Here is a 15,094-nt window from a genome sequence, read left to right as displayed (position 1 = left end):
AAAATATATTATAATAGAATGAAAAGAGAGAAATTTGGCAGAAAGGGAGGGTGGCGATGCAGGAGATGGTTACAGATTTTTTTGGACGCCCACTTCAAGATTTGCGCATATCTGTCATTGATCGTTGCAATTTTAGATGTACATATTGTATGCCAGCGGAAGTTTTTGGGCCAGATTATGCTTTTTTGAAAGATGAGTTTTTACTGACGTTTGATGAAATTGAACGTTTGGCAAAACTATTTGTTAGCATCGGTGTACGAAAAATTAGACTTACTGGTGGCGAGCCACTGCTGCGTAAAGATTTAACAAAACTTATTGCACGTCTCGTGAAAATTGAAGGGTTAGTAGATATAGGGTTAACGACAAATGCAATTCATTTAACGAAACAAGCAAAAGCATTAAAAAAAGCTGGATTACATAGAGTAAATGTTAGTTTAGATGCAATAGATGACGATGTATTTAAGGATATTAATGGCCGGAATATCAATACGAAACCTGTTATAAAGGGAATTATGGCTGCAAAAGAAGCTGGGCTTGATGTAAAGGTAAATATGGTTGTGAAAAAAGGAATGAACGACCATCAAGTACTTCCGATGGCTGCTTATTTTAAAGAGCAAGGAATCACACTTAGGTTTATTGAGTTTATGGATGTTGGTAGTACAAATGGATGGAACTTTGACCAAGTCGTTACAAAGCAAGAATTAATTGAAATGATTCATAGTGTGTATCCACTTGAGCCAGCTGAAGCGCATTATTTCGGTGAAGTTGCGAAGCGATATCGTTACGTTGGAACAAATGTCGAAGTCGGTTTTATTACTTCTGTTTCAGAGTCATTTTGTTCCTCTTGTACGAGAGCAAGAATTTCGGCAGATGGAAAGTTTTATACTTGCTTATTTGCGACAGAAGGATTGGATGTAAGGGAGCTTCTTAGAGGAAATCTTTCAGATGATGAGTTAGTAAGCGTTATACAAAATGTATGGATGAATAGAAAAGACAGGTATTCGGATGAACGGACAGAAGAAAGTGCAAAGAATCGTCCGAAAATTGAAATGTCTTATATAGGAGGATAAGAAAGGGGGCTATCGTATGCAGGAGCGATATTCAAGACAAATATTATTTTCTGGTGTTGGAGAAGAAGGACAGAGAAAAATTAGAGAGAAGCATGTGCTTATTATCGGCGCTGGTGCTCTCGGTGCAGCGAATGCAGAAGCAATTGTTAGAGCAGGTGTTGGCAAAATAACAATTGCGGATCGTGATTATGTAGAATGGAGTAATTTACAAAGACAACAATTATATACAGAAGAAGATGCAAAGCAATATAAACCAAAGGCGGTAGCAGCGGCGGAGCATTTAAAAGCGATTAATTCTGAGGTGGAAATAAACCCGGTTGTGACGGATGTAACAGTGCAAGAAATGGAAGCGTTAGTGAATGATGTAGATTTAATATTAGATGCGACAGATAATTTTGAAACACGTCTTCTTATTAATGATATTTCACAAAAGTATAATATTCCGTGGATATATGGTGGTTGTGTCGGAAGCTACGGAGTAACATATACAATTTTACCAGGAAAAACACCGTGTTTCCGCTGTTTAATGGAACATCCAGCGAGCGGGGCAACATGTGATACGGCGGGTATTATACAGCCGGCCGTGCAATTAGTAGTTGCACATCAAATAACGGAAGCGCTGAAAATATTAGTAGAAGACTATGGGGCGCTTCGCGAAACGATGTTATCGTTTGATCTTTGGAATAATCAACAGATGGCATTTAAAGTGAATAGGCAGAAAAAAGACACATGTTTATCTTGCGGAAGATTACGTACATATCCGAGTTTAACATTTGAAGCACAAACGAAAACAGAAGTGTTATGTGGCCGAAATACAGTACAAATCCGTCCAGGTGTGCGGAATGAATTTAATTTAGAAGAAATTAAAAAGCGCTTACAAAGAAGTGTGAATGTAAAAGCTACTCCGTATTTATTATCCTTTCCGGTGGAGGAATTTCGTTTTGTTTTATTTACAGATGGCAGGGCGTTTATTCATGGGACGAATGATATAAATGTAGCAAAACGCTTATATGCAAGATATATAGGTTGAACCTAAAGGGAGCCCTTTAGGTTCAACGGAGAGAAGATTAAGACTTTCTCGTATAATCTCCACTTTTTCCACCTGTTTTTTCAAATAAGTACGTTTCGCCAATAATCATACCTTTATCAACAGCTTTGCACATATCGTACACAGTAAGAGCTGTAGCGGAAGCAGCTGTTAAAGCTTCCATTTCAACACCGGTGCTACCTTCTGTTTTAACTTTTACTTCAATAAGTAATCGATATTGTTCTTCGGATTGTTTCCAATCGAAAGAAACGTCAACACCTTTTAATAATAAAGGATGGCACATTGGGATAATATCAGAAGTGCGTTTCGCAGCCATAATACCTGCGATTTGTGCAACTGCTAGTACGTCACCTTTCCCAATTTCATTGTGAGAGATTTTATCGTAAATTTCTTTTGTAACGACAATGCTAGAGCACGCAATTGCTGTTCGAACGGTTGCTTTTTTGTCACTTATATCAACCATCTTCGCGCGTCCTTGGTCATTAAAGTGTGTGAATGAAGACATGGAATTCCTCCTTGAAGTAATTTCTATTTAATATATAAAGTTTAATCGAGATAAAAAAAATTGCAAATATGGGGTGAGAAACGATGGTAGAAAAACGAATTCCGATTCAAGTTGCTGAGGCAGTAAAGAGAGTAATGGAATATACGAAGAATGGTGAAGTAGAAGAAGTTTCTATTGCGGAAAGTTACGGGAGAATTCTTGGAGAGGATGTTGTCTCTGATCATGACGTTCCTCATTTTGATCGGTCTCCTTACGATGGTTTCGCAATTCGAGCAGAAGATACGAAAGAAGCAAATCAAGAGAATGCGATTGAGTTTGAAGTAATAGGAGAAATCGGAGCAGGATCTGTTTTTTTAGATGAAGTAGCGCCTTTTAAAGCGGTTCGTATTATGACGGGAGCAGCTATTCCAGAGGGATGTAATGCAGTCGTAATGCTAGAGCTGACGGAGGGGTTTGAGAAGAACGGAAAAACATATATGAAGGTAAAGCGTCCTTTTCATAGTGGTGACAATGTGTCATTTAAAGGGGAAGATATAAAGCAAAATCAAGTTCTCGTTAAGAAAGGTGTTGCAATTAATCCAGGTGTTGCGGCCTTATTAGCGACGTTTGGATATAGTACTGTGAAAGTTGTAAAACAGCCTGTTGTTGGTATCGTGACGACAGGAAGTGAATTGTTAGAAGTACATGAGTCGTTACAGCCGGGGAAAATTAGAAACAGTAACTCTTATATGATTGCAGCTCAAATTATGAAAGCCGGAGGGAAAGTTCGTTATTATGGCCAACTTGCTGACGAGTTAGATGCATGCTTTGCAGCTGTTCAATCGGCGATGGATGAGGTTGATATTTTAATTACGACAGGCGGTGTGTCGGTAGGAGATTATGACTACTTGCCGGCCATTTATGAAAGATTACAAGCGAATGTACTCTTTAATAAAATAGCAATGAGACCAGGAAGTGTAACGACAGTAGCTGAAGTTGATGGGAAGTTACTTTTCGGTTTATCAGGGAATCCATCAGCTTGCTACGTAGGCTTTGAGTTATTTGTGCATCCGGTTATAAAAACATATTTGTATGTGAAAGAGCCTCACGTATATAGAGCTGATGCTATTTTGCAAAAAGATTTTCCAAAGCCAAATCCATTTACTCGTTTTGTAAGAGCAAAGGTAACAATCGCGGAAGGGGTATTACAAGCGATGCCGGTCGGTTTAGATAAATCGAGTGCGGTTTCTTCACTTGCCGATGCGAATGCTTTTATTGTGTTGCCTGGAGGAACGAGAGGATTTGAGGCAGGGATGAAAGTAACTGTATTGTTGTTAGAGCACGCCGAGGGATGTGATTGGCCATGGGAAAAACCCCTTCAATCTTACAAATAGTAGGGTATCAAAATAGCGGGAAAACAACGCTTGTTGAGAAAATAGTGCATGCGTTAGCTGAACAGAAAATGAAAGTTGCTGCCATTAAACATCACGGGCACGGAGGTTTTCCAGAAGTAGCGCAAAAAGATAGTGAAAGGCACCGAAAGGCTGGTGCTGTTGTCAGTAGTGTAGAAGGCGCTGGATTACTTTCACTGTCGTCATTAAGAGAGGAATGGTCCTTGCAAGAAATTATTCGCTTATATGAGTTTTTTGAAGTGGATACAATTTTAATAGAGGGCTATAAAAAAGAGAGCTATCCGAAAGTAGTGTTACTTCGTTCTGCGGAAGACGTTGAACTTTTACATAAAGTAGAAAATATAGTAGCGATTATTACGTGGCATGATGCTCCCGCAAACTTACGAGAAGAATATAAAGTATTTCATATAACAGAAGAAGAGTTGTATATAGACTGGTTTATACAAACGGTAAGGAGTACGAAATGACAAATACGTATTATGAAGTAATTGATACAGAAATCTCGATTGAAGAGGTAGCGAAGAAGGTTATTCGCCGCGAATGTGGTGCTGTTACAACATTTATTGGAACGGTTAGGGAGTTTACGAAAGGGCGTCGTACATTATACTTAGAATATGTCGCTTATAAAACGATGGCAGAAAAGATGCTAGAGAAAATTGGCTCAGAAGTGAAAGAGAAGTGGCCAGGTACACACGTTGCGATTACACATCGCATCGGTACACTGCAAATTTCTGATATCGCGGTTGTTGTTGCTGTTTCAACACCGCATCGTAAAGCGGCTTATGAGGCGAATGAATACATTATGGAACGCATAAAACAAATTGTTCCGATTTGGAAAAAGGAGTTTTGGGAAGATGGAGACTCATGGATTGGTGATCAATTAGAGAAAACACCATATCCGGCGGGAGAGCCTGGGAAGGAGCTATAAGTATGATTCGAGTATTGTTATTTGCGTACTTGCAAGAGGAAGCAGGAACAAGTGAGTTACAAATAGAGAAAGAAAATATTACGGTTGCAGAGTTAAAAGATGTTGTTGCTAAAGAATATAATGTACCAATGGCAGCATCAATTATGGTTGCGATTAATGAAGAATATGCAAATGAAGATGACACGATCCGAGATGGTGATGTTGTTGCACTAATCCCACCAGTGAGCGGTGGTTAATATTGGATTCATTAAAACGACTTTCCTACATAGGGAAGTCGTTTTTTTATGGAAGTTTTGCGAACACTAACTTATAGAACAAGGAGGGTGTTATGAAAAAAATATGTGTAGTTATTACAACGCTATGTGCAATCTTTTTTTCTTCTCCAAGTGATTCTTTTGCGAAAGAATCTAGGGAACAGCTGTTAGAGAGTGCATTATCGAATAGGTACTATTCAGTTATTAGGCAAGTGACAGAAGATCAATATGAGTGTGCTTCAGTTATAAATATAAAGCGTCTCGGTAAGAAAGATGAGTTCGTTCCTAGATTTGAAGTCACGCTACAATTTCTTACGTTCCAAGGTGCACATAATCCGCCGAATGATAAAGTTACACTTACTTTGGAAGATCATTTAGATCACGTGAAAATAAAGAAGGTGGAGCGAGAAAAGAATGTTTCTGGTGCTATTGCAGAAAAGGTTTGTGAACGGGAAAAAGAAAAAATAAAAGCGCACTCTAATGATTCAGAGTGATAACTTATGACATTTAGTAAAGAAAGGTAATGAGCGATGGACATACTTTTAGCGATTTTACCGGCTATATTTTGGGGAAGTATTGTGCTATTTAACGTGAAACTGGGCGGGGGGCCGTATAGTCAAACGCTTGGTACAACGTTTGGAGCACTTATTTTCTCAATTGCTGTTTATATTTTTGTGAAGCCAGTATTAACTCCTACTGTTATTGGAGTTGGAATTGTGTCAGGTTTATTTTGGGCACTTGGTCAGGCGAATCAATTAAAAAGTATTGATTTAATGGGCGTTTCGAGAACGATGCCCATTTCAACAGGACTGCAATTAGTTGCGACGACTTTATTTGGAGTCATCGTATTTCATGAGTGGTCCACGACTATATCAGTCATCCTTGGCGTCTTGGCTCTTATTTGTATTATTATCGGTGTTATTTTAACATCACTTCAAAGTGAAGAAGAAAAGAGTGCAGAACAGGCGGGGAATTTCAAAAGGGGCATTATCATTTTATTGATTTCAACAGTCGGTTATTTAGTTTACGTGGTAGTGATTAGACTATTTAACGTAGATGGTTGGTCAGCTTTATTGCCACAAGCAGTTGGTATGGTGTTAGGGGGCATTTTGCTTACGTTTAAACATCATCCATTTAATAAATATGCAATACGAAATATTATTCCAGGATTAATTTGGGCAGCTGGTAATATGTTTTTATTCATTTCGCAGCCGCGTGTTGGAGTGGCAACAAGTTTTTCACTATCGCAAATGGGAATTATTATTTCAACGCTTGGCGGGATTCTTATATTAGGTGAAAAGAAAACGAAACGTCAATTAACGGGGATTGTCGTCGGTATCGTTTTTATTATCGCGGCGGGAATTATGTTAGGTGTTGCAAAAAGTTAAAGGAGGTATTGAAATGTATAGTGATTTAGCTGGAAAAGTTGTCGTTATTACAGGGTCAGCAACTGGTCTTGGAAGAGCGATGGGAGTAAGGTTTGCTAAGGAGAAAGCAAAAGTAGTAATTAACTATCGCTCACGAGAGTCAGAAGCGCATGATGTATTAGAAGAAATTAAAAAAATAGGCGGAGAAGCGATTGCTGTAAAAGGGGATGTGACAGTTGAATCTGATGTTGTGAATCTCATTCAATCTGCTGTGAAAGAGTTTGGTACGCTTGACGTTATGATTAATAATGCAGGGATAGAAAACGCGGTCCCGTCGCATGAAATGCCGTTAGAGGATTGGAATAAAGTAATCAATACAAATTTAACAGGTGCTTTTTTAGGAAGCCGTGAAGCGATTAAATATTTTGTAGAACATGATATTAAAGGTTCTGTTATTAATATGTCGAGTGTTCACGAGAAAATTCCGTGGCCACTATTCGTGCACTATGCGGCGAGTAAGGGCGGTATTAAACTAATGACAGAAACGTTAGCGTTAGAGTATGCACCAAAAGGTATTCGAGTAAATAATATTGGGCCAGGTGCAATAAATACGCCAATTAATGCCGAAAAGTTTGCTGATCCTAAAAAACGTGCTGACGTAGAAAGTATGATACCGATGGGCTACATTGGAAAACCGGAAGAAATTGCAGCAGTCGCAACTTGGCTTGCTTCCTCAGAAGCGAGTTACGTAACTGGAATTACATTATTTGCAGATGGTGGAATGACTTTATACCCGTCGTTTCAAGCAGGGCGCGGGTAATATAAAAGGGCAAAGAGGTTTATCCCGCTATTTGCTGGGCAGTAAGACCACCACCTCAAAATTCAGCGGAAGCAAAGAAGTTAGGTGGGAGCTGATAATTAGTGGGGGATGAACAAAACCCCCACTGATTAAAGTTTTACTCTATCTCTTTGTCCTTTTTTCTGCAAAAAAAAAATAGCGGTCGGCTATTTTAAATTTAATGATTAATTGTATCTTGAAGAAATTCTGTTGCTTGATGTTCAGAAACATTTTGCACAAGTGCAACTTCGCTAATCATCATTTTGCGTGCATTATCTAGCATTTGTTTTTCGCTCGCATTTAATGCTCTCTCTTTATTACGGCGAAGTAAATCGCGAACAACTTCTGCGCTATCTTGCAGATTGCCGTTTTTCATTTTTTCCATATTCATTGTATATCTCTGTTTCCAGGAAAGTGATGTGTCTGATTCCCCGTTTTGAAATTCAAGAAGTATACCATCTAACGTACCTTTATCTACGATATAACGAATACCTGATTTTTGTAATTGATCCATAGGAAGCATTATTTGCATGTCTTTACTAATGATACGTATCACACAATATTGACGTGTTGTTCCTAATATTTCTTTCTCTTCAATGGCTTCGATGACTCCTGCGCCGTTCATTGGATAAACGATTTTATCGCCAATTTGAAACAAATCATCCACCTCCATATGTGGTAACCAATTTTAATGATAGCACATATGAGTAAAAATGTCAAATTTTATATAATACCATAATGTTTATATTATAGTCAATAAGTAAAAACTCTTTTTTTTATATATTTTTTTGCTCTTATTTATTGATGATTTTTTTTGAAAAATAGTACAGGCGAAGAAAGAAGGCATATCCACTTATTTTTAAGCATAAAATGTAAAATCGCTAATACAATATACCTAAATCCGTTCTTTGTAGAGGAGGGAGAGAAGGTGGGGCGCACAATAAGAATTGATATTACAAATAAAGTTGTAGCTAAATTTAGACCGGATTATTTGGAATTATATACGAGTAAATTTATGATAGGTAAGTTTTATGTCTATACTGAAGGTAAACAATATGTGTTAGAAGACGGATATATATATGAAGATGGAAAATTTTATCGCATCATAGATACGCACCGTGGCAATAATCAAGCGGCGGAGGGCTGCGATCTAGGATGGTGTTAACATGATTCGTGTGAAAGTGTTTGATGAAAGTCACGAAAAAGACTTAGAAGACGCTGTAAATGTTTTTTTGAAAAAGATTGATGATAGTAATTTTGTAGATATTAAGTACCAAGTCGGTGTTTCCATTAATGATGACGAAAACCAAATTTATTGTTTTTCAGCGATGATTGTTTATAAAGCATAAAAAAGAGCTGGGTGAGCCAGCTCTTTTTTATGTTTTATGTTGGGACGACATGTGTCGGTAATACGTTCATAATAGATTGGGGTGTGCCTAATTTCTTTGTCGTTAAAAGAGGCTCCCCAGTTTCATGATTTTGGGCATCTGTACACATACCAAGGTGATAACGATCACCTAAAAATGGATCAATATAAAAACCGTTTTTGAATACTTTATCATTCGGATGTTTTTCATGATGAATGTCAGAGCAGTTAATGCAATAGAACATAGCTTTCATCCCCTTTTTATGTTTGTTTGAAAAAAGTGAGTCGGTAGTCATTTCGCTCCTAAGGAAATGTTGAGGAGAAGAGAAATAACTACCTACTCAAATGGTGGGCATATTCCTTCTGATTTTTCATATCTCGCGTAGTGTCTCTGAGGGAAGGAGGAGAGACGAAATACGCATGATATACGTAAGGCGCTTCTTTCAAGATGAATGATGGAGTTTCATGTTGAGAGAAGTTTTTATTTTTTGTTGCCTTTGTGAGTATATTATGAGGAAATGCTCAGAGGGTGTTTGTCCTGTTGAAAAAATGTTGAGAATTTCTCAACATTAAAAAATAACTAGCGTTGACATGAAACTAAAAGGTGTTATATTATCGAAGTGTAACCAAAAGGTGTTATATTTAATTGGCGAATAAAGGAGAATGAAAATGGAACAACAAAATACATTAACTGATATTAAACAAACGATCGTTTTTAACGCGTCTATTCAAAAAGTATGGAATGTAGTATCAACTGCAGAAGGGATTGCGTCATGGTTTATGCCGAATGATTTTGTATTAGAGGTAGGACATGAATTTCATGTGCAATCACCATTTGGCCCATCACCATGTAAAGTGTTAGAAATTGATGCACCAAACCATCTATCTTTCTCATGGGATACAGATGGCTGGGTCGTTTCATTTACTCTGAAAGACCTAGGAGATAATAAAACAGAATTTACGTTAATTCACGGCGGCTGGAAACATCCTGATGAAATTCTTCCGAAAGCGAATGCGAAGAGCTCTATTATTCGCGATAGAATGAGCGGAGGCTGGGTAGCGATTGTAAATGAAAAACTGAAAAAGGTTGTTGAAGGCTAAGTGTCCTCATCAGCAGCGAAATATGATGTATTTCAAGCAATTGCTGACCCAACCCGCCGAGAAGTAATACGGTTATTAAGTGATAAAGAGTTACCGATTTCCAAAATAACGGATCATTTTCCGATGAGCCGTACTGCGGTTGTAAAGCATCTTCATATTCTTTCAGAAGCGAATTTAGTAAGCGGAAGAAAAAGCGGAAGAGAGAAGATATATCGTTTGCATCCAGAACCATTAGAGGAATTACAACAGTGGCTCTCATATTATGAACGTTTTTGGGATAATAAATTGTCCATGCTGAAACATATTGTGGAGAATGAAGAGTAAAAAGAGGATGACCGAAATGGTCATCCTCTTTATTATTGCTCACTTGTTTGTGTAGCTGGTTTTAATAAAATCCAAGCGATAATTAGTGTAAATACTGCTAATACGAAAGTACTCATATAAATGACGTGTACACTTGATGCTAATGCCTCTTGCGATTCGGTTGCTACATTTGCTGTAGTTCCGCCGTGTCCACCAGATACAAGGTCAAGATTTTTAATGCCGCGTGCGTGAATCATCGTATTGAAGATTGTTCCAAAGATTGCAGCACCTAACGTTTGACTAAATGTATTAATAAATGTGTTTAAACCAACGGCTGTTCCTCGTGTATGAGCTGGTACGGATGCTTGAATTGTTACCATATAAATTGGTGTCACAAGCCCCATTCCTAATCCGAATAATCCGACTGCTACATAAATAAGGAACGATGGTGAATTTGTTGATAATGTAAATAATAAGAACGTAGCCACTGATAAAATGCTAGCTCCAAGTAAAATGATTTGTTTCGTTTTTAATTTTCCTACTAAGTTACCAGAGAAAATAGCGCCAAATGTCCACATAACAGGGATTGGCATTAAAATAAGTCCGGCTTCTGTCGCATTTTTTCCTAATACACCTTGGCTCCAAATTGGCAGGTACATTGTAATACTAATGATCATCGCGCCAGCAATAAGCGTTAATATGTTTATCGTAGATAATGTACGGTTAGAGAAAAGTGCTAGCGGAATTAATGGTTCCGGAGATTTTTTCTCGATAAATAAGAAAATAATGAATGAAACGACGGCGAAGATTAGTAGGCCGATAATTGTTATGTCTCCCCAGTTTTGCTTGCTGCTACCTGTTAATAATGCATATAGTAGAGCGATCGTACTTAATGAGAAGACTGTTGCACCAAGATAGTCGATATGGTGTTTAGCTGGCTTAATAGATTCTTTGTAGTAAATTACAATCATTAAACAAGCGATAATTCCGAATGGAACGTTTAAGAAGAAAATATAACGCCAAGATAGGGAATCCACTAAAAATCCACCTACTAACGGTCCGATAACACCAGATACACCCCAAACGGCACTCATCCAACCTTGTGCTTTCGCGCGGTCTCTCGCTTCGCTATATAAGTCTCCAATAATCGTCATTGTGATCGGCATAACAGCACCAGCACCTATACCTTGAAGAGCACGGAAGAAAATTAATTGTTCCATTGACGTAACGATTCCGCAAAGCGCAGAACCGATTAAGAAGATTGTAGCTCCGATGAGTAAAACTTTTTTACGGCCGAATAAATCAGCTAGCTTTCCGTATATTGGAGTCGAAACAGCTGTTGCAAGCATATAAATTGCATATACCCAACTAACAAGTTCGACGCCTGACAAATCACTCGTTATACGAGGGATCGCTGTACTAACAATCGTTCCTTCTACCGCAGAAAGAAACGTCATTAGCATTAAAGACATCATGACTTTTTTTCTCATATTTTTTCCCCTTACCCTTTTTCAAATATTCAACAATATAAAATATAAAGGTACTAAGGTATATAAAGCAACAAAAAAGCAATGGGAAGTTACGTGGAGCGGATATTTGTCGCTTCTTGTCGGTAAGTCGATAAATTCGGGAAATTGCCGATATAAGTTGAAGAATCGTTGATAAATTCGGGGAATCGCCGATATAATTTCATGTACCTATAAAAAAAGAAACAGGAATCCCTGTTTCTTTTCTAGTATTGCATTTTCGCGTTTTCTCCAGCTGTTGTTCCGGCAATTCGACCAGTAACGAGAGCAGATGTAATATTATAGCCGCCAGTATAACCGTGAATATCAAGAACTTCTCCGCAGAAATATACGCCGTTCGTGAATTTAGAAGACATTTCTTTCGGGTTAATTTCTTTAACGGATACACCGCCGCCAGTAACGAATGCTTTTTCAATTGACTGCGTACCATTTACATTCACAGTAAACTCTTTAAAGTCTTTCACAAGTGCACGAATCTTCTCGTGAGAAACTTGTCCAGCTTGTTCACTACCGTCAATTTCATTTTTTTCTAATAAGAATAGGAAGTAACGTTCAGGTACATAACCTTTTAAAACATTTTTAATTCCTTTTTTCGGATCTTCTTTCATTTGTTTCAGCATGCGCTGGAATAGTTGTTCACTATTTTCTTCAGGCAATGCATCGATGCTCATTTGAATCGTGTTCGTTTTAAACTTTTTCAGTGCTTTCACGACGAATTGGCTACAACGAAGAGCGGCAGGACCGGATAGGCCGAAATGAGTGAAGAGCATGTCCATTTTGTGAGAAATGATAGCTTTTCCTTTCGGGTTTAATACGCTTAAGTTTACATCGCGTAAAGCAAGACCTTGTAAGGAGCGGTCACGAATAAATGGTTCGTTTGAAAGGATTGGTACTTCTGTTGGGAATAGTTCTGTAATTGTGTGACCAGCTTTTTCAGCCCAAGCATATCCATCTCCAGTAGAACCAGTTTGAGGAACAGATTTTCCGCCAACAGCGATAACGACGTGATTCGTTTCTAACACTTCACCAGTTTGTAGTACGACTGCTTTCGTTTGACCGTTCTCATATTCAATCGTTTCAACAGGTGTATTTGTACGGATTTTTACACCTAAGTCTTTTAATCGTGTTAAAAGTGCGTCTACTACTGATTGTGCTTTATTTGATACAGGGAACATGCGACCATGATCTTCTTCTTTTAGTTGCACGCCAAGCTTTTCGAAGAATGTAATAATATCTTCATTATTGAAAATAGAAAAAGCGCTGTATAAGAAGCGACCGTTTCCTGGTATATGTTTAACGATTTCATCAAGTGGTAGACGGTTCGTTACGTTACAACGACCACCACCAGAAATCGCAAGTTTACGTCCTAGTTTATTTCCTTTATCAAGAAGTAAGACACTTGCGCCTTCTTCTGCAGCACCGATTGCAGCCATTAGCCCAGAAGGCCCGCCGCCGATGACAATAACATCATAATGCATAATATATCGACCCCATTTTCTACATTTCCTGCCTAAAAGAATAGCATGTTTTCCCTTAAAAGAAAAATAGAGTGAAGTACTGCTTAAGGAGAGAATTGTGGTACAATACAAAAGTTAGAGTTCAGCACTATCCTGCTATTTGTGGGCAATAAGACTAAAACCTTAAGATATAAGAGAAATAAAAAGGGTATTTGGTAGCCTGTAAATACTCGAATAGTTCAACTAATTATAGTTTCACTTTATGTAGATGTAGGAGGATTTTTGTATGTCCGATTCGAAATTTCTGCGCGGAACGCTTATTGTTACGTTAGGGACATTTTTAGTAAAGTTCTTAGGCATGATTTACGTCTTTCCGTTTCATGCATTAGTAGGTACAGAAGGCGGAACGCTCTATACATATGGATACATTCCATATACGATCTTTTTAAGTATTGCAACGGCAGGGGTGCCGCTTGCTGTTTCCAAATTTGTTTCCAAATATAATGCGCTTGGCGATTATAAAACGAGCCGGAGAATGTTCCGCTCGGGAATGGTTATGATGATAGTAACAGGAATTCTTTCGTTCCTAGTTCTATACATGACAGCGCCACTGTTTGCAGAAGCAATGCTTGGTAAACAAAGTATACACAGTAATGTAGAAGAAGTTACGACGATTATTCGTCTTGTAAGTTTTGCACTTATTGTTGTACCAGCAGCGAGTTTAATTCGTGGTTATTTCCAAGGTCACCAATCGATGGGACCGACTACTGTTTCGCAAATTATTGAACAAATTATTCGTATTGTCTTTTTATTAGCGGGTAGTTTTATCGTTATTAAAGTACTTGGCGGTACAGTTGCAACAGCAGTTGGGGTAGCGACATTTGCTGCGTTCGTTTCAGCAGTTGGAGCGCTCGGTGTACTCATTTGGTACTGGTTAAAACGTAAAAAACATTTGGATCAATATTTAATTGAACAAACTGTACCAGAATCGACAGTGAGTACGGTTCAGTTATTTAAAGAATTATTTGCATATGCGATTCCTTACGTTGTAATTGGGTTAACAATTCCTTTATATCAACAAATTGATACATTGACATTTAACTCAATTATGCAAGCGATTGGCCAAGGTGATATCGCAGAGCGAGCGCTTGGTATTTTCACAATGTGGACGCATAAATTAATTATGATTCCTGTATCGCTTGCAACAGCGTTTAGTTTAACGCTTGTACCAGCGATTACAAAATCATTTACTGAAAAACAATACCGTTATTTAAAGTTACAAATTACACAAACATTCCAGGCAAATATGTTCTTAACATTGCCAGCAGTTGTCGGTATTTCAACACTTGCATATCCAATCTATACTGCGTTCTATGACTCAGATTCACTAGGTGGACAAGTATTAATGTGGTATGCACCGGTTGCGTTGTTATTCGCTTTATTTACAGTAACAGCAGCAATTCTGCAAGGAATCAATCAACAAAAACATGCGATTGTCGCGCTTATTATGGGTGTTATTTTGAAATTCGTATGTAACGTAATCTTTATTCGTTATTTCGGTACGGTTGGAGCGATTTTAGCAACAGCGGTCGGATTCTTAGCTTCCGTATGGTATACGAATCGACAAATCAAAAAACATGTACACTATTCGTTTGGTGTTGTATATAAGAGAACTTTCCAAATTGCAGTATTAACACTTGTAATGGTCATTGCTGTAAAGTTATCACAATGGATTCTGTCCTTCATGATCTCGTCTGATGGCCGAATGGGTGCTCTTATTACAGTTGTGGTTTGTGCAGGTATTGGTGGTCTTGTGTACGGATTGTTAGCAATTCGCACAGGAGTACTTGAACGAGTGTTTGGCGGAGAAGCGTTAGAGAAAATCCAACGTAAACTTGGCAATAGATTCAAAATAAAGTTGAAATCAAAAGGGGCGTAAT

19 protein-coding genes are annotated in these 15,094 nt (G+C 38.1%); 14 read left to right on the top strand and 5 right to left on the bottom strand.

Annotated elements, in window-relative coordinates:
* Nucleotides 1–56: 56 nt before the first annotated feature.
* A complete protein-coding gene (gene moaA / locus NHG49_RS23935) occupies nucleotides 57–1,070 on the top strand; it encodes a GTP 3',8-cyclase MoaA (protein WP_064474528.1) in 1,014 nt (337 codons plus the stop codon).
* A gap of 16 nt (nucleotides 1,071–1,086) precedes the next feature.
* A complete protein-coding gene (locus NHG49_RS23930; protein WP_064474529.1) occupies nucleotides 1,087–2,100 on the top strand; it encodes a molybdopterin-synthase adenylyltransferase MoeB in 1,014 nt (337 codons plus the stop codon).
* A gap of 37 nt (nucleotides 2,101–2,137) precedes the next feature.
* On the opposite strand, the gene moaC is transcribed toward NHG49_RS23930, so the two are convergent.
* Entirely contained in the window at nucleotides 2,138–2,623 is a 486-nt protein-coding gene (gene moaC, locus NHG49_RS23925; protein ID WP_000094144.1) for a cyclic pyranopterin monophosphate synthase MoaC, read from the bottom strand.
* Nucleotides 2,624–2,706: 83 nt separating this feature from the next.
* Here moaC and NHG49_RS23920 point away from each other — a divergent pair, with 83 nt between their 5' ends.
* From NHG49_RS23920 to NHG49_RS23890, 7 genes are all read left to right on the top strand, one after another.
* Nucleotides 2,707–3,996 (top strand): molybdopterin molybdotransferase MoeA, encoded by a 1,290-nt coding sequence (locus NHG49_RS23920; RefSeq protein ID WP_064474530.1) that lies wholly within the window; start codon nucleotides 2,707–2,709, stop codon nucleotides 3,994–3,996.
* Nucleotides 3,966–4,481 (top strand): molybdopterin-guanine dinucleotide biosynthesis protein B, encoded by a 516-nt coding sequence (gene mobB, locus NHG49_RS23915; RefSeq protein WP_064474531.1) that lies wholly within the window; start codon nucleotides 3,966–3,968, stop codon nucleotides 4,479–4,481. The genes NHG49_RS23920 and mobB overlap by 31 nt, the downstream gene beginning before the upstream one ends.
* On the top strand, nucleotides 4,478–4,942 hold the full coding sequence (gene moaE / locus NHG49_RS23910) for a molybdopterin synthase catalytic subunit MoaE (protein WP_000185929.1): 465 nt from the start codon (nucleotides 4,478–4,480) through the stop codon (nucleotides 4,940–4,942). The genes mobB and moaE overlap by 4 nt, the downstream gene beginning before the upstream one ends.
* 2 nt (nucleotides 4,943–4,944) lie before the next feature.
* Complete coding sequence (gene moaD, locus NHG49_RS23905; protein WP_064474532.1) at nucleotides 4,945–5,178, top strand: molybdopterin converting factor subunit 1; 234 nt, start codon at nucleotides 4,945–4,947, stop codon at nucleotides 5,176–5,178.
* Between the two features lie 92 nt (nucleotides 5,179–5,270).
* Nucleotides 5,271–5,690, top strand: coding sequence for a DUF3888 domain-containing protein (locus NHG49_RS23900; RefSeq protein ID WP_064474533.1), 420 nt, complete (start codon nucleotides 5,271–5,273; stop codon nucleotides 5,688–5,690).
* Nucleotides 5,691–5,726: 36 nt separating this feature from the next.
* Entirely contained in the window at nucleotides 5,727–6,584 is an 858-nt protein-coding gene (gene glcU / locus NHG49_RS23895; RefSeq protein WP_064474534.1) for a glucose uptake protein GlcU, read from the top strand.
* 13 nt (nucleotides 6,585–6,597) lie between these two features.
* The gene (locus tag NHG49_RS23890) at nucleotides 6,598–7,383 is read left to right on the top strand and encodes a glucose 1-dehydrogenase (RefSeq protein ID WP_064474535.1); all 786 of its coding nucleotides are present in this window, start codon (nucleotides 6,598–6,600) and stop codon (nucleotides 7,381–7,383) included.
* A gap of 196 nt (nucleotides 7,384–7,579) precedes the next feature.
* Here the strand turns inward: NHG49_RS23890 and NHG49_RS23885 are convergent, their stop codons facing one another.
* On the bottom strand, nucleotides 7,580–8,074 hold the full coding sequence (locus NHG49_RS23885) for a CarD family transcriptional regulator (RefSeq protein ID WP_000451449.1): 495 nt from the start codon (nucleotides 8,072–8,074) through the stop codon (nucleotides 7,580–7,582).
* Nucleotides 8,075–8,329: 255 nt separating this feature from the next.
* Between NHG49_RS23885 and NHG49_RS23880 the strand changes: the two genes are divergently transcribed.
* Together NHG49_RS23880 and NHG49_RS23875 are read left to right on the top strand one after the other, a co-directional pair.
* Nucleotides 8,330–8,566 carry a DUF2553 family protein gene (locus tag NHG49_RS23880; RefSeq protein ID WP_000533808.1) on the top strand — a complete coding sequence of 79 codons (237 nt, stop codon included), beginning with the start codon at nucleotides 8,330–8,332 and terminating at the stop codon, nucleotides 8,564–8,566.
* Nucleotide 8,567: 1 nt separating this feature from the next.
* Entirely contained in the window at nucleotides 8,568–8,750 is a 183-nt protein-coding gene (locus NHG49_RS23875; RefSeq protein ID WP_000621751.1) for a sporulation protein Cse60, read from the top strand.
* Between the two features lie 34 nt (nucleotides 8,751–8,784).
* Here NHG49_RS23875 and NHG49_RS23870 read toward each other — a convergent pair whose 3' ends face one another.
* The gene (locus NHG49_RS23870) at nucleotides 8,785–9,012 is read right to left on the bottom strand and encodes a DUF3973 domain-containing protein (protein WP_033659785.1); all 228 of its coding nucleotides are present in this window, start codon (nucleotides 9,010–9,012) and stop codon (nucleotides 8,785–8,787) included.
* 424 nt (nucleotides 9,013–9,436) lie between these two features.
* Here NHG49_RS23870 and NHG49_RS23865 point away from each other — a divergent pair, with 424 nt between their 5' ends.
* Together NHG49_RS23865 and NHG49_RS23860 are read left to right on the top strand one after the other, a co-directional pair.
* Nucleotides 9,437–9,868: an SRPBCC family protein gene (locus NHG49_RS23865; RefSeq protein ID WP_064474536.1), complete on the top strand. Its 432-nt coding sequence runs from the start codon at nucleotides 9,437–9,439 to the stop codon at nucleotides 9,866–9,868.
* Nucleotides 9,869–10,192, top strand: coding sequence for an ArsR/SmtB family transcription factor (locus NHG49_RS23860; RefSeq protein ID WP_000098837.1), 324 nt, complete (start codon nucleotides 9,869–9,871; stop codon nucleotides 10,190–10,192). It abuts the gene before it with no gap.
* Nucleotides 10,193–10,224: 32 nt separating this feature from the next.
* Here the strand turns inward: NHG49_RS23860 and NHG49_RS23855 are convergent, their stop codons facing one another.
* A complete protein-coding gene (locus NHG49_RS23855; RefSeq protein WP_064474537.1) occupies nucleotides 10,225–11,661 on the bottom strand; it encodes an MDR family MFS transporter in 1,437 nt (478 codons plus the stop codon).
* 242 nt (nucleotides 11,662–11,903) lie between these two features.
* Nucleotides 11,904–13,175: a BaiN/RdsA family NAD(P)/FAD-dependent oxidoreductase gene (locus NHG49_RS23850; protein WP_000558876.1), complete on the bottom strand. Its 1,272-nt coding sequence runs from the start codon at nucleotides 13,173–13,175 to the stop codon at nucleotides 11,904–11,906.
* A gap of 265 nt (nucleotides 13,176–13,440) precedes the next feature.
* Here NHG49_RS23850 and NHG49_RS23845 point away from each other — a divergent pair, with 265 nt between their 5' ends.
* A complete protein-coding gene (locus NHG49_RS23845; RefSeq protein ID WP_258126593.1) occupies nucleotides 13,441–15,093 on the top strand; it encodes a putative polysaccharide biosynthesis protein in 1,653 nt (550 codons plus the stop codon).
* Nucleotide 15,094: the final 1 nt, after the last annotated feature.

This window comes from Bacillus sp. IBL03825 (assembly GCF_024712505.1).
Taxonomy (GTDB): domain Bacteria; phylum Bacillota; class Bacilli; order Bacillales; family Bacillaceae_G; genus Bacillus_A; species Bacillus_A wiedmannii.
This window is presented reverse-complemented; position numbering and strand designations above follow the sequence as displayed.